The 19,569-nt window shown below is 39.0% G+C and carries 24 protein-coding genes and 2 tRNA genes; 1 reads left to right on the forward strand and 25 read right to left on the reverse strand.

Annotated features, from left to right (window positions below; genetic code table 11):
* The 12 genes from PK547_00355 to pilM form a co-directional block, all read right to left on the reverse strand.
* On the reverse strand, nt 1-214 hold a 214-nt coding region (locus PK547_00355), incomplete at its 3' end, for a prepilin-type N-terminal cleavage/methylation domain-containing protein (GenBank protein ID HPR91181.1).
* Between the two features lies 1 nt (nt 215).
* Nucleotides 216-752: a prepilin-type N-terminal cleavage/methylation domain-containing protein gene (locus PK547_00360; protein HPR91182.1), complete on the reverse strand. Its 537-nt coding sequence runs from the start codon at nt 750-752 to the stop codon at nt 216-218.
* Entirely contained in the window at nt 752-1,366 is a 615-nt protein-coding gene (locus PK547_00365) for a prepilin-type N-terminal cleavage/methylation domain-containing protein (GenBank protein ID HPR91183.1), read from the reverse strand. The genes PK547_00360 and PK547_00365 overlap by 1 nt, the downstream gene beginning before the upstream one ends.
* 23 nt (nt 1,367-1,389) lie before the next feature.
* Nucleotides 1,390-2,304, reverse strand: coding sequence for a prepilin peptidase (locus tag PK547_00370; protein HPR91184.1), 915 nt, complete (start codon nt 2,302-2,304; stop codon nt 1,390-1,392).
* 9 nt (nt 2,305-2,313) lie between these two features.
* The gene (locus PK547_00375) at nt 2,314-2,727 is read right to left on the reverse strand and encodes a type II secretion system protein (GenBank protein ID HPR91185.1); all 414 of its coding nucleotides are present in this window, start codon (nt 2,725-2,727) and stop codon (nt 2,314-2,316) included.
* Between the two features lie 204 nt (nt 2,728-2,931).
* Complete coding sequence (locus PK547_00380; GenBank protein ID HPR91186.1) at nt 2,932-4,140, reverse strand: type II secretion system F family protein; 1,209 nt, start codon at nt 4,138-4,140, stop codon at nt 2,932-2,934.
* Nucleotides 4,141-4,144: 4 nt separating this feature from the next.
* Nucleotides 4,145-5,212: a PilT/PilU family type 4a pilus ATPase gene (locus PK547_00385; GenBank protein ID HPR91187.1), complete on the reverse strand. Its 1,068-nt coding sequence runs from the start codon at nt 5,210-5,212 to the stop codon at nt 4,145-4,147.
* 10 nt (nt 5,213-5,222) lie between these two features.
* A complete protein-coding gene (locus tag PK547_00390) occupies nt 5,223-6,980 on the reverse strand; it encodes a GspE/PulE family protein (protein HPR91188.1) in 1,758 nt (585 codons plus the stop codon).
* 15 nt (nt 6,981-6,995) lie between these two features.
* Nucleotides 6,996-7,307: a hypothetical protein gene (locus PK547_00395; protein ID HPR91189.1), complete on the reverse strand. Its 312-nt coding sequence runs from the start codon at nt 7,305-7,307 to the stop codon at nt 6,996-6,998.
* 4 nt (nt 7,308-7,311) lie between these two features.
* Nucleotides 7,312-7,932 carry a type 4a pilus biogenesis protein PilO gene (gene pilO, locus PK547_00400; protein HPR91190.1) on the reverse strand — a complete coding sequence of 207 codons (621 nt, stop codon included), beginning with the start codon at nt 7,930-7,932 and terminating at the stop codon, nt 7,312-7,314.
* Between the two features lie 5 nt (nt 7,933-7,937).
* Nucleotides 7,938-8,507, reverse strand: a complete 570-nt coding sequence (locus PK547_00405) for a hypothetical protein (GenBank protein ID HPR91191.1) — start codon at nt 8,505-8,507, stop codon at nt 7,938-7,940.
* Between the two features lie 82 nt (nt 8,508-8,589).
* Nucleotides 8,590-9,657, reverse strand: coding sequence for a pilus assembly protein PilM (pilM, locus tag PK547_00410; GenBank protein ID HPR91192.1), 1,068 nt, complete (start codon nt 9,655-9,657; stop codon nt 8,590-8,592).
* A gap of 150 nt (nt 9,658-9,807) precedes the next feature.
* On the opposite strand from pilM, the gene PK547_00415 reads away from it, so the two are divergent.
* Nucleotides 9,808-10,452, forward strand: a complete 645-nt coding sequence (locus tag PK547_00415) for a phosphoribosyltransferase family protein (protein ID HPR91193.1) — start codon at nt 9,808-9,810, stop codon at nt 10,450-10,452.
* A 31-nt stretch (nt 10,453-10,483) separates the two neighbouring features.
* Here PK547_00415 and PK547_00420 read toward each other — a convergent pair whose 3' ends face one another.
* The 13 genes from PK547_00420 to PK547_00480 all read right to left on the reverse strand — a co-directional run.
* Entirely contained in the window at nt 10,484-10,693 is a 210-nt protein-coding gene (locus PK547_00420) for a hypothetical protein (protein HPR91194.1), read from the reverse strand.
* 335 nt (nt 10,694-11,028) lie between these two features.
* Nucleotides 11,029-11,102: transfer RNA gene (locus PK547_00425), tRNA-Val, on the reverse strand.
* A 130-nt stretch (nt 11,103-11,232) separates the two neighbouring features.
* Nucleotides 11,233-11,628, reverse strand: a complete 396-nt coding sequence (locus PK547_00430; protein ID HPR91195.1) for a hypothetical protein — start codon at nt 11,626-11,628, stop codon at nt 11,233-11,235.
* Nucleotides 11,629-11,833: 205 nt separating this feature from the next.
* Nucleotides 11,834-11,905 (reverse strand) — tRNA-Phe (locus tag PK547_00435).
* A 109-nt stretch (nt 11,906-12,014) separates the two neighbouring features.
* On the reverse strand, nt 12,015-12,995 hold the full coding sequence (gene obgE, locus PK547_00440) for a GTPase ObgE (protein HPR91196.1): 981 nt from the start codon (nt 12,993-12,995) through the stop codon (nt 12,015-12,017).
* Between the two features lies 1 nt (nt 12,996).
* Complete coding sequence (locus PK547_00445; protein HPR91197.1) at nt 12,997-13,803, reverse strand: patatin-like phospholipase family protein; 807 nt, start codon at nt 13,801-13,803, stop codon at nt 12,997-12,999.
* A 167-nt stretch (nt 13,804-13,970) separates the two neighbouring features.
* Entirely contained in the window at nt 13,971-15,080 is a 1,110-nt protein-coding gene (locus PK547_00450) for a tRNA-dihydrouridine synthase (protein HPR91198.1), read from the reverse strand.
* Between the two features lie 53 nt (nt 15,081-15,133).
* Entirely contained in the window at nt 15,134-15,934 is an 801-nt protein-coding gene (locus PK547_00455) for an undecaprenyl-diphosphate phosphatase (protein HPR91199.1), read from the reverse strand.
* A gap of 1 nt (nt 15,935) precedes the next feature.
* Nucleotides 15,936-16,712 carry a PD-(D/E)XK nuclease family protein gene (locus tag PK547_00460; protein ID HPR91200.1) on the reverse strand — a complete coding sequence of 259 codons (777 nt, stop codon included), beginning with the start codon at nt 16,710-16,712 and terminating at the stop codon, nt 15,936-15,938.
* A 208-nt stretch (nt 16,713-16,920) separates the two neighbouring features.
* On the reverse strand, nt 16,921-17,601 hold the full coding sequence (gene uppS, locus PK547_00465; protein HPR91201.1) for a polyprenyl diphosphate synthase: 681 nt from the start codon (nt 17,599-17,601) through the stop codon (nt 16,921-16,923).
* Between the two features lie 13 nt (nt 17,602-17,614).
* Nucleotides 17,615-17,920 carry a Smr/MutS family protein gene (locus tag PK547_00470; protein ID HPR91202.1) on the reverse strand — a complete coding sequence of 102 codons (306 nt, stop codon included), beginning with the start codon at nt 17,918-17,920 and terminating at the stop codon, nt 17,615-17,617.
* A 3-nt stretch (nt 17,921-17,923) separates the two neighbouring features.
* Nucleotides 17,924-19,093 (reverse strand): GIY-YIG nuclease family protein, encoded by a 1,170-nt coding sequence (locus PK547_00475; GenBank protein HPR91203.1) that lies wholly within the window; start codon nt 19,091-19,093, stop codon nt 17,924-17,926.
* A partial coding sequence (locus tag PK547_00480) for a DNA alkylation repair protein (GenBank protein ID HPR91204.1) occupies nt 19,093-19,569 on the reverse strand: 477 nt, incomplete at its 5' end. The genes PK547_00475 and PK547_00480, both read right to left, overlap by 1 nt.

Below are 19,569 nucleotides of genomic sequence, written 5' to 3' on the forward strand. Positions count from 1 at the left end.
AATCATGGGCCATGCGAATATCCCTGCCTATATAATCCAAAGCAAAGCGAATATTATTTTCCGTTTTTAAGAAGGAATAAAGTTTTCTTTCCTGCTTGATAAAACTAACATAGATGGAGCTAATCATTGTTACCACCACCAAAAAAACAGTGATTGATACAAGAGATTCCACTAAAGTAAATCCTGATTTTTGGGAAAACAATTTTTTAGGCATCTTAAGAGTTAGGATTTAACCAATTATAAAGTCGATCTTTAGCTACCACTGTTTGGGCAGTACCTTTAATATTGTATTTCACCGTTACCGTAACCTCTATATAATCTTTATGGCTAGCATCACTATCAATTATAATTCGCCGCGAAAAAATACTAGGCGTACCAGAATAATATGAGTATAAATATTTATTCTCATCAAATTTCAATGGCTTTTCACTTTCTTGAAGCAATTGGACTGTACCACTATCATTTATGCTTATATTGCATCCGCCACTAGCTTGGCTGCAATCTTTATTATTCAAAAATGTTTTAAAAATGTTGCCTTGAATAAAATCGGCATCACGCAAAGACCTAACTTCCTCTATACCCTCTTGGGCCAAACCGGTAGCTGTCAAGCGCGCCTGCATAGCAGGCACTGTCGCGGTTGTTCTTATAAGTAGAAGGAAAGCGCTTAAAATACCCACCACTAAAATGGCTACTGCTATCAGGGCTTCTATGAGGCTAAAACCATTTCGAGAATTGAAAGTTTTTTTATTCATTAGTCACCATTAATTTGTCCAATAGGCGTCACTCTTATAGTTCGAGTATTGGCTGGTTCATTAGAACTTAAACTATTTTTCAAAATGAAGGTGGGAAAATCAGCCATTGGTGTATTTAGCTCGAGTTTAGCATATTCTTTATAAACCACAGGCTCAGGAGCTAGAAAATAAAGGCTTGGAGTATTGGCGCTTATTACCATTCCCGTTGGCAATTTTATTGTTTCTAGGGAAACTGGCGTATGAGGAATACTGCAAGCCCCTTTGTCATCCCCGCTTCCCCCAGGGATAGCGGTTAAGTCACACGTTTGGGAAACAATATCATAACTATTGGCATTATTTACCAGAATACCCCATCGCACCCACTTACCTTCTAAGGTATCATTAACATTCTTGGCATTGTTCATAGCTAAATTTTCCGCCCTTCTTATTTCAAACATCAGCCTTTGTTCTGCCCTGTTTAAATTATTTTGATTTTCATTGTTACGAGAATAACCAAAAATACTGGCAGTTACTATAGCCATCATAGACATAGTCACTAAAAGCTCCACTAACGTAAAACCGGCGCGTTTTCGCGCATCAGGCTGCCTATACAGTTGTCTGTTAGCTCCTAGCATAGCGAAAATATCAAAATATTCGATTACGCTATTAACCCGAATATTTTAACATAAAATGTCAAAATATAATCCCCGGCAATAAAAACCAACAAACTGCTCGCTGCCAAAAAGGGGGCAAAGGGCAAAAAGCTCTGAAAGCCCTTCCTTTTAAAGAAAATAAGTATCGTGCCTATAATTCCTCCTAAAAGAAAGGCTATAGTTAAAACTAAGACTATACCCACCGGACCAAAAGCTGCCCCCAAAAGCAACCCCAAAATGGGATCGCCATAACCCATCGCTTTTCCGTGTGAACCGTAAGCTAAAAGCCCCAAAACAACAAAACCAATTACTGCCCCTATAAGAATACCTAACCATTCGTTACCGGCAAAAAATACCGCTTCATTAACACCTAGAAATTTTAATCCCGAACGCAAATAGAGCCACTTTGTTCGGCTGAGTGAGAGAATAAATTTTGTGATTAAATTCAACCCCAAAATACCGGAAGCCACATAGAGAAATGTATCTGGAATAAGATAGTTTCTTAAATCAAAAATAGCAATAGCCACTAAGGCGCTGAAGAAAGCCAGCCAGAAGGCAATTTGGCTGCAGAGCATGACCTTCTCCCCGATTCCAAAGGACGCATATCTAAACATGATGCTAATGAAGCTAAAACGCAAAATACGCTCAGTAATTAGCGCAAAAACCCCTCCCATTAGGAGCTCATTCCAAAAATAAAAAGAGCTTATGGGTTGATGGCAGTAACGGCATCTCCTTCTGAGAAATAAATAACTAAAAACGGGAACCAAATCCCAAGGGCTCAGGGTATGCCCGCAAGTCATACAATGGGAACGGCCATTGAGGCTTTCATCTTTTTCTCCCCTTAGAACCGCTACATTTACAAAACTGCCTATGATAGTACCAAAAACAAAGCTAGCAATAAGCCAAAACAAATTAGACATTTATTTTATTTATTCTCCTACGCAAAATGTAGTTCCAGTTCCACAATTATCATTACAGCCCCCTGTGATACTACTTTTCATAGTTTCGTCAGTGTCCTTGCCGGCTTCCAAAACCCCAGCAATTCTATAGGAAGTATAAGTGGAACCATCAGTACAATAGGTAATATTAGGATTTTTTAAAATATTGGCAGCTTTAACACCATCAGTTCCAGTTATTGCGGCAACATCCGCAGGATATTTCCCATCGGCATAAGCATTTTCTACAATAAGCTGAAGTGTATTCACATCGGAAGTGACTCTAGCGTTACGGGCCTTGGAACGAGAAGAACCCATTCCGGCTAAAATAGCGCCCGAAAGAATAGCAATAATAGAAATGACTATAAGCATTTCTACCAAAGTAAAACCCTTTAGATTCTTTTTCATAATAAATTATTTATTATTTATTAAATTATTAATTATTAACTACTGATTAAATGCATCATTTTATTTAAGAATTTAACAAATAGGAATTATGACCAGTTACATAGGATTTCCCCATATCCCAAATTCCATATCCCAATTTTTTAGTAAATTCTTTTGTCTTTCTAATTTACAAACTTTGTAAACTTTAGACTTTATAAACTTATATTACACCGTATTGGCCAATTGATAAATAGGCATAAGAATAGCCCAAACCAGCAGGCCCACAAAAATACCGAGAATAATAATCAAAACAGGTTGAAAAATATCTAAGAGAGAGGCGAATGACCTTTCTGTTTCGTCCTGATAGTATTTTGAGGCTCTCAATAGCAAATCATCCACTCGCCCTGTGCGTTCACCCACCGCTACCATTTGCGACACCATGACAGGAAATTCTATAGGATAATCCGCAATAGCTTGACTAATACTTTTGCCTTGTTTAACTTTTTCAGCCAATTCGTGACCCACTTGCTTATACAAGAAATTGCCGGTAGAATCGCCGGCTACTTCTAAAGCCGTTACGATAGGAATGCTTCCTCTTACTAGTGTTCCGCAAGTCTCGGCGAAACGGGCCAAAAATATTTGCCTGTACATGTTGCCTAGGATAGGGACTTTTAACAACCAATAACCTTTAAACCTTTCCCCTTCAGCAGAAGATAAATAATTTTTAATAACCCAAGCCAGACCGATAAGAATAACTAATAGTATAATCCCCCAATTAGCCAAAAAATGCCCGGCATTCATAAGAATCCTGGTCGCTAGTGGTGGTTGAGCATCAAACTCACCAAAAATACCAGACATTTGCGGTGCAATTGAAATGGTAATAAAAGCACCTACCACTACAAAAGTGCCTAAAACAAAGAGAGGATAAACTAGGGCGCTCTTGGCGCGAGCATTGAGTTTGTATTCATGGTCAGCGTAATCCGCCAAATAGCCCAGTGTTTCTTCCAGTCTACCCGACAATTCTGCTGACCTAACCATCTGAATGTAAAATTCGGAAAAAACTCCTTCGTTCCTAGCCATAGCCTGAGATAAAGTCAGTCCTGAGTCTATATCTATATTCAACTGATAAATGGTATCCTTCATGGCCGGGCTAGAGGTTTGGGCTATGAGAGACTTAAGAGACTCGCTTAAAGGAACATGCGCTTGAAGCAGAGTGGAAAATTGCCTCATGAATAAGGACAGCTCCTGGCCATTAATTCTATTCCGTTTGCCAAAAAGATCTTCCCAAAAACTTCTTTGCGATTCGGGCTCTAAATTCAAAACCGTTAAATCATGTCCCTGAAGGGTAGAAATAGCTGAATCTAAAGACTGAGCGTCAATTTTACCCGCTTGAATTTGCCCTTGACTATCCCTAGCTTGATAATAGAAAATCATATGGTTAGTTAAGCATCATTCTTAATTCTCCTGGATTCAAAGAATAAATTTCCGCATTTTCCATAGAAATTATTTTCTTTTTAACCAAATCAGACAAAGACCTGTTCATGGAAATCATACCTTCCTGGGCATTAGTATCAATGACTAAATCCAATTGGTAATTCTTGCCTTCTCTAATGAGATTCTTTACCGCCGAATTAGCTAACATGACCTCGCAAACTGGCACACGCCCTCCGCTAATTTTGGGCACTAATCTTTGGGACACTATGGCTACTATAGAAGCAGCTAATTGAGACCTTACCTGATTTTGTTGGCTCGAAGGAAAACTGTCTATAATTCTGTCTAGGGTTTGGCTAGCGGAATTAGTATGCAAAGTAGAAAATACTAAATGACCCGTTTCTGCAGCTGTTAAGGCAATTGAAACTGACTCGGTATCTCTCATTTCGCCAATCATGATTACATCAGGGTCTTGGCGTAAAATAGATTTTAAACCTCTATGAAAACTTAAAGTATCGGAGCCAACTTCTCTTTGGTCTACCAAAGACCTGTCTTGGACGAAGACATATTCAATAGGGTCTTCAATGGTAATAACGTGGTCCATGCGTTTATGATTAATCTCGTCTATTAAGGCCGCCACCGTTGTAGTTTTTCCGTGTCCGGCTGGCCCAACAACCAAAACGAATCCCTGGCTATAATTGGTCAGCTCATGCAAAACTGGCGGTAAGCCTAGCGTTTCTAAATTCCTGATTTCTGCCGGGATAAGACGTAACGAAGCAGACAAATAGCCTCTTTGAAAATAGACGTTTACTCTGAAACGCATCTTATCTTCGTAATTAAAAGCAAAATCTATTTCTCTTTCTTTAATCAAGCGGTCCTGTTGTTCTGGAGTAAGCAGTCCGCTAATCAAAGCCGCCACAGAATCAGGCGTTAAAACAGGTTCTTTAGCAATCTCAATTAAATTACCATCCACCCTAAGACTAGGGCGCCTCCCCACGCTAAAATGAATATCAGAGGCTCCTTGTTGACCAGCCAATATTAACAAGTTGGCTAAGTGTTGTTGGTAATCTTCCATAAAATTAAAATTAATTTTCAGAATCAGTTGTTTTAATAACTTCCTCTAAGGTCGTTAGTCCATTTAAAGCCTTAAGCACACCGTCTTGACGCAGTGTTACCATCCCCTGCTTTTTAGCTTGAACCTCTATTTCTTGATTATCTCCTTTCCTATAAATAATCTGACTTAGCTCGGGAGACATATCTAAAGCTTCAAAAATACCTATTCTCCCCAAATAACCTTTGTAATTGCAGGTTGGGCAGCCCTTAGAGGCATAAAGCTTGTAAGGTTTTTTATAACTTAGATTGTTTTTTACCTCTGTTGGCAGAGAGTTAAGAGCTTCGTCAATAATTTTAGTTTGCATTTCATTAGCTGCAACTTCCGTTGTGCAATCCGGGCATAAATGACGAACCAATCTCTGCGAAATCATTAAGCTTATAGAGGGTGGCAGAAGGAATGACTCTGCGCCCATGTCAAGAAGCCTCGGAATCACTCCTGCGGCGTTGTTGGTGTGCAGGGTGGCCAGGACTATATGTCCAGTTAGGGCAGCATGAATGGCTAAATCCGCCGTCTCGGGGTCTCTAATTTCACCAACCATAATGACATCTGGGTCCTGACGTAAAATTGAACGCAGCCCATTAGCAAAAGTATAGCCTATTTCTGGCAATACTTGTGATTGGTTTACTCCTTCAATGGTATATTCTACGGGGTCTTCTAGGCTCACTATGTTTACCCCGTCTCTGTTTAATTCCTGAAGCATAGCATATAGAGTGGTAGATTTACCTGAACCGGTAGGCCCAGTAATCAAAATCATACCGTATGGTTTGGCTAGAGCCTTAGCCAAAATAGTAGCATTATGCCCTTCTACCCCTAAGTCTTTAATACTTTTTAATCCCACCGTGGGGTCTAAAACTCTAATGGCAACTTTTTCTCCTAAAGCGGTCGGAAAAGTCGAGACTCTATAATCGATTTCTTTCTCGTCAATATAGGTGTGAAAGCGACCATCTTGAGGAACTCTTGTCTCATCTATCTTTAAATTAGACATTACCTTAATTCTAGAAACTATGGCCGAATGAATTTCCAAGGGTAAAAAAATATTTGAGGTTAGATTCCCATCTACTCTTAAACGAATACGCAATTTGTCTCGCAACGGTTCTATGTGGATATCGGAAGCGCGCGTACGAACTGCGTAAGTAAAGACAGCCGATAATAATTTAATGATGGGAGCCTCCTCAGCAATGGCACCTTGGGCATTTAAATTAACAGCTTGACCCACTGATCGCGTTTTATCTTTGAAAGCTTTTTGATTAAAATCTTGCTGTAGACTAGTTAAGATTTTCCTGAGGTCCTCAGCAAATGTTTGATATTGGGTCCAAAGCCTTTTTAAATCGCTTTGGGAAACAATATAAACTTTGATGCCTAAATGCAACCTTTTGGCTATATATTTTACAGCTTCTTGCGCTTTTATATCTTCGGGGTGCAACATCCCTACCGATAAATCTACTTTATCTTTGCCCAAACAAATCACTTTATAATTGCGCGCCGCATCTTCGGGAATTAGGGCAAGAATATCTTGAGGAATAGTTTCTTGGGGAGTAAAGGTCTTGGTTGGCAAACCAAAATACTGCCCCTTCAGCGTTGCTAACTCATCCTCATTAAGAATTTTTTGCGCTAAAAGCGTTTCTTCAATATTTTTGCTATTAGCATTGATTTCGCTCTCTAAAAGAGAGGCTTTATCAGCCGTGATTATTTTTCGTTCAACTAAAAATTTTAAAAAATTAAAATCCATCGCAAAAACAGAGGGCTATTTAACAAAAGGATTGGCCTTTCCCTTTTGACTATTAGAGAACTGATTGCTATCTAAATGGCTCACTAACTGGCTTAAAAAGGGATATTCATTAAAGATGTCATTTATTTTGGCGTTTAGGTCAATGTCAGTAATAATTTCCGTGCCTTTCGGCAACAATTTTTGAATATCATTGGTTGCGACTATTTCGGGATTAACCGCTGATTTAAGAAAGAAGAACATTCCGCCTCCCACAAGCAGGGCTAAGATAATAATCCAAAGCCATAAATTATTTTTTTTCGTTGGGGCAGAATTGATATTAATACTCATAATTCTATAATTGATAATAAGCAGTTAAACTAACTTGGTATTCCAAAACTGTCGCTAGATTATTATTAGTTACAATTTTGGGTTTATTATTAGTTACCACAATACTAGTCGCGGCCAGCGTTTTGTTATTAATAATTAGACTAAAAAGGTTTAATAAACGTTTCTCCCTCTCAATTTCTTGTAAAAATGTCTTGAAGCCTAAATAGTTTCCTCTCAATGTTAGTTGGGCATTAACAAGTGCGGGCAAGTCATTGGCGGTTTGCTCACTGTTTTGACGTTCGGCATTGCTAAAAGTAAAATCTATTTTATCCAATACTAAACCATTTTGTTTGGCTAGTATGTCTAAAGTAGCTAAAATTTCAGCCGTTTGAGGCGTAGATGGTAAGACCGCTTTGATATCGCTAATTTGGTTTTCCATCTGGACCGATTCACTAGCTAGTTTATCTGCTAAAACTTTGTATTTTTCTAATTCGCTTTTATCTGCCTCCGCCAGCTTTATATCGCTCATGGTTGTCTGCAGTTGGTCTCGTTCAGGCGAAATAACTCTTAAGAATAGAAAAACCGATACAGCCAAACATAAAGTGATAACAGTAACGGCTAAAGTTTGTTTTGTGTTCTCGCGCATAGTTATTAAAAATTAAGAACGTCTTTGTTTACGCTAATTTCCATACTAAAATCATACCCTGTAGCGCTCGCCGCCTTAGCTTCCTTAAGAATTACCTTGTTAAAAGCCAATCGCCCGCTATCATCCACCAACGCTTGTTGGAAATTAAGCACCTGTTGAGAAACAGCGGAATAACTCCCTGCTGTTCCGCTTAATGTTAGAATTAATGAATCCGGGTCCCAATTAAGCAAGGTAAAATAAACGGCTGTATTAGTATTGGCTTCTATTAGAGTCATCAGTCTTGAGGTATTTGAATGCTTCTTCAAGATGCCGGTAATATTGTTCAATGTTTTTTCGGTTGCAATAATGTCCCCTTCGCTTCCAGAGAAAGAACTTTTCAGTTGCTCATTTTGTTGCTTAAGGACAGTTAAGTTTTTTTCTTGGACGCTGTTCCATGCCTTTAACCCTACCGTTACCACCACGGCTAGTATTAAGATTATAACGCTGAGCGCTACCAAACCGCTGGGCCAAGTGCTCTTAGCCTCTTTGTGGCTTAATGTATAGCTAACATCTTTCTTGATACCAGTGATATCCATATAAAAATTAATACAATTCTATACTTTATTATACTCTAAATAAACAACCAAAATCAAGCAAAAAAAATTGACTCTTAATCTGTTAGGATAGTTTCATCATAGACAGACCGCAGGCTATGGAAAGGCTAGAACCAATATCTTTAACCACTGGCTCGAGCTTACTTTCGTATTTAATCACCCCCATTTCGAAAGGATTCCCTTTTATCATTTTGCACTGCATTTCGTGCTCAAAATAAGCAACGATTCCGGGTAAATTAGCTGACCCGCCGGTCAAAACTACGGTACCAATACTAATATTATGATTACTCTCGTATAATTTCTTCGTCTTAATAGTCTGAGCCGCTATATTGCCCAAAATTGGCAACATAAGACTAGAAACGCCACTGCCATCACCATCGGTATTTATAATGCCGTAAGTCCTTTTAAGTTCCTCTGCTCTAAAAGGGTCTATGTTCATTCCCGTGGAAATCACTTGAGTTAAGTCTCCTCCGCCCAAATCTATATTCTCTACAAATTTTAGCTTGCTGTTTTCTACCACAGAAAATGAAGTCAAGCGTCCCCCTAAATCAACAATCATATAGGGCTCTTTAATTGCAGTGGAAAATATTCTTGCAGCGCTGATGCTCTCCAGTTCGATAGTATTCAAATTCAATTTTGCTAATTGTGCAGTTTTTACCAAGCGAGCAACTTCCTCTTTAGGCACAGCAATTAAAAGAACCTGTAATCCTTTATCGTCTGCGCCCACATTCACCCATTCAAGCATGGTATCTGCCAGAGGCAAAGGTATGTACTGTTTGGCCTGGTAAGCCAAAGCCTGACCAATTTCCTTATCCGGCATTTTAGGCAAGTTGACGAGAGAAACAAAGGATTCGAAAACTGGCACAGACATGCTCACGTAATCCGGTTGCATATTGGTTTTCTGAAGGAGAGTAGAAATAAGCTGAGCCGTCGGCTCTTCCACCAATTTAAAGCTGCTAGTTTGGATTGATTCATTTAATCTTTCTAGATGCGCATAATTTTCTAAAATACCATAAGAGCGCAAATAGAGATTGCCATCCGTTTTCACAATTTCTGCCACCTTAATACTAGTGGTACCGATATCAATACCCACGTAATGATTGGGTGATAAAATTTTATTAAAGAATGACATTCAAATGTTATAATATCTGCAAGAGCAGAACGATTCTATAAAGTCACCATTCATTTTAATAAGGTTTCACAAATATTGCAAACAATGAATATCGCTTCAAGGTGTTTAAACCTATTCTTACCAAATCAATGCTTAGGGTGTCATTGTTTTGTGGAAAGTCGCATCCCCTTGTGTCCCCATTGCGCCCAGCAGCTAGTACCCAATCTTAATTTTTATTGCCCCGTATGTAAAAAACGCCTACCTGATGGCGGCTTCCAATGCGACACCCATCAAACTCTTCCCTTGCGCGCTATTGCCTGCCTGTTTGATTGGCAAAACCCCTTGATGCAAAAATTGATTTTAAATTTTAAGTACCACAATCTTGTTCCCTTAAAAAATGTTTTTCAAATTTATATGAAAACCATTTTTGAACAGCAACTAAATTTCTTGGCGGAGCAGCGCTACACTATTATTCCTATTCCCTTAAGCGCCCAAAAATTAAGACAAAGGGGGTTTAATCAGGCAGAAATAATCATTCCTCCTGCAATTTCTGCGACTCTTCCGATTATGGCCAATAATCTTCTAAGAATAAAAAACAATCTTCCCCAAGCCTTAACCCGCTCTGCCCTAGAAAGAGCTCAGAACATGAGTGGAGCCTTCGCCATCAACAGTGCATCTGCCATTGCCAAAAAAAATTTTATTTTAATAGATGATGTCTATACCACTGGCGCCACTTTAAATGAAGCTGCTAAAGTACTGAAAAATAACGGAGCAAAAAACATTATTGGTATTACGCTCGCCGGTCAGATATATTAAAAGCGCCCTTAAAGCGCTTTTAATTGATGTTTTACTTCTCATTACCAGGTGCCAAATCTTGCGATTGTTTAGACGCATCTTGTTCGGGATTAGCGGTATCATCCTTTGGAGGAAATTCGAGTTTTGTTGCCGCTTCTATAGCTGCCTTCATGCCTGGCGAGATGTCGTCCTTACCGTCGTTGGAAAACGGTCCATAATCCCTCTCCCCACCCTCTCTATTTAAATTAATTTGTTCCGACATATAATTTTTATTTAAACTTATAAATGACCTTTTATTTATGTTTAAATTTTATTTTCCCTGAACTTGTTTAAGCGCATTTAGACATTAGATATTAATCATTAGCCACCCCGTATACCGTATTCGAGTTCGTTTAAACCCTAAACTTTATCTCCCTGTTTCCCGTTTAGACATTAGTCATTAGAAATTGGACATTGTGTCTTGGTCTTTGTAGACAACGCCGAATTCAAACCCATGACCTCCTCGGTGTAGTGGAACGTATAAATTACTTTGTAATTTCACGTTCCTACAACGTAAAAACGCACAATTCGCAAAGCGAATTAACGTTTTGTACGTTGTGGACGATGCAGGATTCGAACCCACGACCTCCTCGGTGTAAACGAGGCGCTCTAACCAACTGAGCTAATCGTCCATTGAAAACACTATTTAGCAGGCCTATGTTTATATCCCTTCCCTCCCTTTAAGAGCGACGCTCTAATCTCCGTCATCCGCTAACCGGCGGAGGCGGATAAGCTAATCGTCACTAAAAGTTATTTAATTTTTTATAAACCTAATTGGGTTTTAAAATAGCTGATTATTTCTTCGTCCCCAGAGAAACAAACACCGTTTTTAGTAAAAAGAAAAGGGATAGCCCCTAAATTATTCTCGGCCGTATAACCGCAAGCTTTCTGCTTGGCCAATAGCAGCTCTTTGTTTGATTGGCTAAAGTCTACCTCTAATTTTTGATAAACCATTTTAGTATCGGCTTTATTGTCTTTCAAAAAATCTTCTACTTTGATGCAATGAGGGCAGGCGGAAGAATAAAATAATAAATCAGCATTGGGCTGAATCGCAATGGTGCGCTGCGATTGTATTCGAGCATAAATTAATAAACCCGCAATCAGGACGATAACAACCCCTCCAAATATTAATAAGCCTTTATCTTTAAGATTTTTCATATAATAACGTCAAAAACATTATATCAGCCCCCTCACAATAGCATTTTGCCTTCTTTTTTTCAATGAGAAAAAATCTTCCCGCTAGCGCGCAACTAAAAAGAGCCAAACAAAATGGCTTGTTTCGTTGGGACCTGTGGAACGTACAAATTGTTTTACAATTTTACGTTCCAACAACGTAAAAATTTCTCTAAAATTTTGTTCGTTGTGCCGAGGGAGTGAATCGGACACTCGACGCTATGCTCTTCAGGCATACGCTCTACCACTGAGCTACCTCGGCTGACAAGACGAAATAAGGCCCTAAGGCACAACTATTTAGAATTATATTCTAAATTTTAAATCACAATTTCGTAAAGTTAATATAGAGGATTCTCCTTGTTTTGTCAAAACTATTTCCACTTTTCTAACACTTCATTTTTAATGATATCGAGGCCCTCTCCCGTTAGGTTAGAAACAGCTATTGTTTTTATGCCTAATTTTTTAAAATAACTCTGGGCTTCCTGTGTTTTCTTATTATTTTCCTCGCCTTGAGAATCAATTTTAGTAAAAATAACTATTTCCGGCTTCTCCCCTAGAGCTTTATTATAAGCCAATAGCTCCTTTTTAATTTTAGTATAATCTCTAATAAGGTCGTCTGATTCTACGCTTAACAGGTGCCAGAGAACCCTGGTTCTCTCAATGTGGCGCAGAAATTTAGCACCGAGCCCCTTCCCCTGAGAAGCGCCTTCTATCAATCCGGGGATATCAGCAATAATTACAGGGCGGTTAGCCGCTGTATAGAATACTCCTAAATTCGGTTCTAAAGTTGTAAAAGGATAATTGGCCACCTTTGCATTTGCCCGAGTTAAATTATTGAGCAAACTAGACTTTCCGACGCTGGGTAAACCAATAAGCCCTATGTCGGCAATTAATTTCAATTCTAAATGAAAATCGGCTTTTTCTCCCAGTAAGCCCTTTTGAAATTGTTTTGGCGAAGTATTTTTAGAAGACCTAAAAAGAAAATTTCCCTTGCCTCCATGCCCTCCCTGAGCAATCATGACCTTGTCCCCTATTTGCAAAATATCATAAACAGCCCCAGTGTTAAGGTTAGTTACTATGGTCCCAGCTGGCACTAAGATGATTGCCTCTTTCCCTGTATGACCATCTCTAAATTGTTCCTGCCCGTTACCGCCATTTTCGGCTTTAATTATTTTAGTAAAGCGCAGTCTTTCCAGAACACTCATATCGGAAACTCCTTCTACATAAACATTACCACCATTGCCACCGCTAGCGCCCGTGGGGCCTAGAGACATAATATTGCGATTAAAAGCAACTTTCCCGTCACCCCCATCACCAGCCTTAACTGTTATTTTTATTTCATCAATAAGCATATTATATCCAAAGGCTATTGCGTAAAAATCTATCCACTTGGGGTAAAGCCTCCCTCATCACTCTTTCCCCCTCCAAGATAGCTCCCGTCGGTTTAAATATGTCGCCCCAAGCTACTTTGCCTACCTTAGGTTTGAGCACTACATCGGCGAGCACGTCATTGTAAGCTGCCAAGTTTGCGCTCATGAGGTCAGCAGTTACATTTGCCATATCACTAATTTTAAACTTATTCTGGCTGTGGACTGACTCATAATCAGCATTTAAATCCACGGCGATAACCAAACCCGCCCCCATAGACCGCACCACTGTGGCCGGTACTGGCATAGCCGTACCCCCATCAGTTAACAATTTCCCCTCGTATTCTACCGGCTTAAAAGCTACGGGAATAGAAATGCTGGAACGCACCGCCTTCATAAGGCTGCCGTCTCTAAAAACAACTGGTTTGGCAGTTCTTAAATCAGCTGCAACTGCAGCAAAAGGAATTTTTAAATCATAAAAATTATCTGTACCGATAATATCTAACAAATATTTTTCTATTTTTTCTCCCTTAATAAAGCCATGCCTTGCTTCCATATCTAATAGACTAATAGCTTGTTTCTTGCTTAGGCCGTAGACTAAATTCTCGATATAAGTAATATCCTTTTTTGCCGCATAAAGAGCGCCTATAATAGACCCTATGCTACAGCCAGCGATATAATCGATAGGAATATTATTCTCTACTAGGACTTTAATCACTCCAATATGAGCCAAGCCACGCGCGCTACCACTACCCAAGGCCAGTCCTACTTTTCTTGCAGCAAAGGAATACATATGCTAATTAAGTTTATAAAGTTTTTAAAGTTATGAAGTTCGTGCCATCAGAAGCTAAAATATAAAAACAAACAAATAATCTTAAATACTAGATTTCAAATTTTAAGTCAAACCCAAATGCCTAAATGTTTAAACGATAATTTTTGGATGTTATTTGAAAATTAAAATTAATATGTGCCATCCTTTAAGTATTTGGCAATTATTGCCTGGCAATCATTATAGGTGTTCACCTGTCCGAGCTGTTTTCTTAAGTTTTTGGAGTTCTTCAATCCACTAGTATACCATAAAAGATGCTTGCGCAGGGTAAAAAACCTTTTTTCACCATACATTTTCTTGTATATCTTGGCTTGTTCTAGGGCTACTTTTAACTTGACTCTAGGAGTAGGATTTTCGTTTTTAAAGAGCCAGGGATTTCCCAAGGCCCCTTGAGCTATCATAATGCCGTCTAGATTGTATTTTTTGATCAGACTGATTGCCTCATCGTAGCTAATAATGCCGCCATTTCCCAAAAGTGCTACGCGATTCTTTTTAGCTAAAGGCATTATTTTATCCATAATTTCCCAATGCCCCTTCCCCCTCCTATTTTCTTTCAGAGTTCTCACGTGCAACGAAAGAACCTCTGGCTTTATTTCATTAATTATAAATTGTAGCCACTTTAAATCTATAGTCGTATAGCCAATTCTTGTTTTCAAGGAGACGGGAATGAGATTTCTTTTCTTTGGGAGTTTCAAATGTAATGCCTGCTTGCGCCCTTTCCAAAACCTTATTTCCTCTGCAGTGTAACCATAGTCTTCTAGCGATTTTCCCTGCGCCCAATCACGAATGCTTTGTTTTACTGCCCCTGCTAATTGTTTTGCCAAAATAGGATTTTTTATTAACGCCGCTCCAGCGCCTCGGGCTAAAATATGCTTATCAGGACAACCCATATTAATGTCTATGCCATCAAAACCTAATTCACATAAAATAGGAGTAATTTTATAGAATAGTTCTGGGTTGCTGCCTACAATTTGCGCAATAATAGGTTTTTCCTCTTTGGCATAGGTAATATTTTCTAAGGCCTCTGGCGACATAGATAAAATAGCCTCTGGCCAAATAAAAGCCGTGAAAATAAAACTCGGCTTGCCATATTTGGCTACTACCAATCTGAATGGTTCGTCAGAAACTCCTGCCATAGGAGCCAAGCCAATTATTGGCAATCGATTTCTTTTTATTTTATACCAAGGTAATAATTGCTTTGCTTTAGTTTTTGCTTTCAGAGTTTTCTTTGTCTGCTTCATTTTGCATATTTTTATTTCCGGGATACCTCCTTGATAAATAGGGCAATCATTGACTATCTAATCCGCCAGCAATAAGTCAAAATAATAATTAAAGCCAAAACTATCCTGTATATAGCAAAACCCTTATAGCCTATTTTATTAATTTTAGCCATTAGAAATTTAATAACCAGGTAGCTAACAATGGCCGTGATACCAATGGCTAGTGCTAAGACGCTTAAGGGAATATTCATTATATTTTTTATCTCCAGGGCAGTTGCTCCTAAAACAGCGGGCATGGACAACAAAAGGGAAAAACGCGCTGCCATTTCTTTGGTAAAATTTCTTTTCAAAGCCGCCGTCATAGTCGCACCTGACCGGGACACCCCAGGCACTAATGCCAAAACTTGGGCCGCTCCTATAAAGAGGGCGTCTCGGTTTGTCATATTATTCAATGCCACTGTTTTTTTAGAATACCTATCGGCTTCCCATAGAAGAAGACCAAAAACAATTAAACTACCAGCGGTAATAAGGGGCTGTCTCAAAAAATTTGCCAATTTATCGCCGAAGATTAATCCAACCATCACTGCTGGCAAAGTGGCTATCACCAGCAACCAAAGGGTCTTGTGGTCATAAGGGCTGCCAACAACGCCCTTAGCTTTAGGATTAATCCCAAGCCAAATAATTTGGACCCAATCTTTAAAGAAGTAAATCACCAGAGCTAACAATGTTCCCAAATGAAGGGCGACATCAAAAGCTAGCCCAGGGTCATTTAATTTAAAAAGCCACGGTATCACCATTAAATGGGCAGACGAAGAAATTGGTAAAAGCTCTGTTACCCCTTGGGTCAGGCTCAAAATAATTATAGTAAATAACATATTAGGAAACTTCTTTGACCTGCTTAATATAGTTGCAAAACTCACATTCGGGATTTTGCGGAGGAGGGCTGTCCTTCTCCAAGCACTGCCTCATTTCTACTAATGTTTTTTCTACCCAATTATCATTGCCCTGATAGGCTATTAACTCAATAGCAAATTCCAATTTAGCATCAAAAGCTTTTTTATCTTTCTGGCCATTACAATATACAAAATAGCCAGTATCAGAAACCTTATAGCCGTTTCTCCTTAAAAGCCACTGATAAACCTCCATTTGGCGCTTATAACCTTCGTGATATTCTTGTCCATCATCAAGATCAATTTTTTTGGTAGTGCTAGTAGCTTTATAATCAACTACTATGAGCTCCCCTTGAGCATTGATCCAAATATCATCTACAGCGCCAAAGACTTCAAAATGAGCCGGTTCGTATTTAAACCTTATGCCTTTAAAATTATCTTGCCATTCTTTCAGATGAGCATCTTTTAAGGGCACAGCATTAATGCCATATTGCTCCATTAAGGGATGTCGAGTGCCCTTCACCCTATGAATATCAAACTCTTTTTTTAAGAGCGCATCAACAGCCGTATTTAAGGTAAAGGGGAAACCTGGCGGACGGCCAATCCCTAATTTAAGGTCAAAATAAAAGCAACGAGGACAATCTTTGTATAGCTCTATCTTGGTTCGGCTCACCTTTCTATAGGGAAAAGAGGGACTGTTAGAGGCTTCTGGTTTAGCGCTATCTTTCTCTGCTGGTACTGAATCGAATAAGTTGGTTTGCATATTTTACCTCCTGTAATTGTTTCTCTAATATAGCATAAACTAGGCCAGCCTTTAAACATTTACACCCTGGCAGCTAGCTACCTCCTATTTCTGGGTTCTCTGGTTGTCATCACTCTGGGTAAGCTGGCTTGGTCACACAATGGGCGCTGATGTTTTTTCATTTAGAAGACCGGTTCTATGGATTACCGATCTTTTTTGTTTCAATTTTTTATTTCCCAAACCTTCTTTGCCTACTAGAATAATCCTTCAGGGCAGATTGCAAATCGGCGGTATTAAATTCTGGCCAATATTTTTTACTAAAATAAAGTTCTGCGTAGGCTGATTGCCATAGAAGAAAGCCAGACAAACGCATTTCTCCAGAAGTCCTTATAATTAAATCTACCGGAGGCTGATTAGCCAAATATAAATTTCTATTTATGGCCGCCTTGCTAATAACCTTCCCTTCTCGCACTAATTTACGGCAAATAGAAATTATTTCTGCCTGGCCGCCATAGTTTAAAGCTAGATTTAAATTCCCCTTAATTGTTACGAGCGTCTTTCTGTTTGCTTGCGCAATGATATTTTTTAACGGTTGCGAGAGCCTATCTTTTTCGCCTATAATATTTATCTTAATATTTTCTTGGCTAAACTTCAAAATATATTGGGCGATCCTTTTTTTAAAAAGATTCATAAGAAAATTAACTTCTTGCGCGCTTCTATTCCAATTCTCGGTAGAAAAAACATAAAAAGTAACCGAGGGAATGCCTAAAGCAAAACAGGCTCTGGCTATAGTTTCTATATTTTCACATCCAGCTCGATGGCCGTCATTAACAGACAAGCCGTTGGTTTTTGCCCAACGCCTATTGCCATCTACAACAAAGCCAATATGCTGCGGAATTTGATTCTCCATAGAATAAAATAATTTAGAGACGCACTATGATAGAGCCCTCATTGGGCCCATTAAATGATTTCTCGTAAGTATAACTCTTAATGGCTCCCTGCTTTTCTAGTTTCTCTAGGTAGGCCAAAACTATAGGACGAATTATAGGGCCATGCGGCGAATGAAGACCCTGGCCAGTTACTAATCTGACTATTTTCAACCCGGCTTCTTTAAAATCTTCCAGATTTGACTGGGTATAGAGCTCAATTTCTTCACGAGTAACGCCTGGACCAAAAAGATGGTAATCAATTTCTTCCTCCGGCAAATTAAAGCGCTGATATTTATTCATAATTTAAAATAATTTCCACTGGCTTTGGCGACTGTGCCTGCGTCCTTTATTAGCGAATCGGTGGGCTTCATCTCTTACCCTCTCTAATAGTTGCTTCTGACTAGCCAAATTTTCTTTTAAAGCTTTGGACAGATTATTCCCGAAAACCAATTTATCTCCGCCATATTTGGATAAACCAACTAAAGGAATTTTTACCTTTTTAAGTTTAAATAATTTTTCCAAGAACTGTATCTGCGGCCGACCGCCATCAATAAGAAACAAAACGGGATAGGGCCATTCTGGATGATTTAGCCTTCTAGATACCACTTCTGCTAACGCTCTCAAATCATCGCTAGCGGGAGCATTTTTCACTTTAAATAAACGATATTCGCGATTATCTGCCTCGCCATTTCTAAAAACCACCATTGACCCGTATGTTTCCTTGCCCGTTAAATGAGAAATATCGTATCCCTCTATTCTTTCCTCCTGATACATTGCAGTTGGCAATAAACTGTCGTCATGAATAAGCGCCACATCTTGGAGATGTTTGAGGGCTTGGGCTTTTTCCGGGTTTTCTCTTTCCAGTTTATCTAATAGTTTAGTTTTTCCCCCTTTCAGCAATAAAACAATATTTTTTATATTTTTATTATAATCTTTTTTGCTAATCTTGCCTATGCATAAACCAGGGCATAAACCGATTTGATAATCAAAACATGGTTTGCCAGAATTGGGTTGACAAGTGCTATAAGGAAATACCCGGCGAATAATTTTTAAAGCCTCTCTGACTGTTCTTATCCCTTGATAAGGGCCAAAGATTTGCCCCTGGGGCGCGAGAGTCTTTAATTCTCTTTCTCTGCCAATAATAGGCTTGGGGAAATCTCCTCTGGGTATGGCAATATAGATAAAGGAACGGTCATCCCTGTCCTTGATATTATATTTAGGCCAATATTTTTTAATTAAATTCGCCTCTAAAATTAAAGCCTCTAATACCGTATCAGTTTGAATTATTTTTACATCGCTGGCTGCGTTTACCATTTCCTGAATACGCGGTTCCAGCCCTTTATCAAAATAGTGCGAAACTCTTTGCTTTAAAGAAGTCGCTTTGCCTACATATAAAACCACTCCTTTGTTAGAGATAAATCGATAAACCCCAGGACCCTTAGGGAGCTCTTTAATTATAGTTTTGTTTACCATTACTTTATTTGCCCTTTAGACCTTAATTCTCGCAAAGCGTCTCCCCCAATAAACCTTGCCGAAGGAGTATTTAATTTTATTATTGACGCCGCCACTGCCATCGCCTCTTGACGAAGCGATTCATTGCGTTTGCCTATTTGCCTTAAGGCCCAACTGACCGCTTTTTTAACATAATTTCTCTCATCATTAGCATTCTTCACCAACAAGGGAAAGAATTTTTCGAATTCTTCATTGGAAATTTTATTTTTCTTGTCAGAAGCTAGCGCTGCCATAAGGGCAAAACTAGCCCTTTTATAATATTCGCGCTCTTCCCTTGACCAAGCCAAACATTTTTGCAACGCCAGGGGATGATAACGAAAAACATTCATGCAGGTAAGGTCGCAGATATCCCAAGAATCAAAATCTCTAGCCCAAACATCCATTTCTTTCCCATTCAGTTCTCGCGCATCCGCGATAATGGAAGCTAATAATCGGCA

The sequence above is a fragment of the Candidatus Paceibacterota bacterium genome (genome assembly GCA_035404205.1).
In the GTDB taxonomy this organism is placed as follows: domain Bacteria; phylum Patescibacteriota; class Minisyncoccia; order UBA6257; family JAVHQB01; genus JAVHQB01.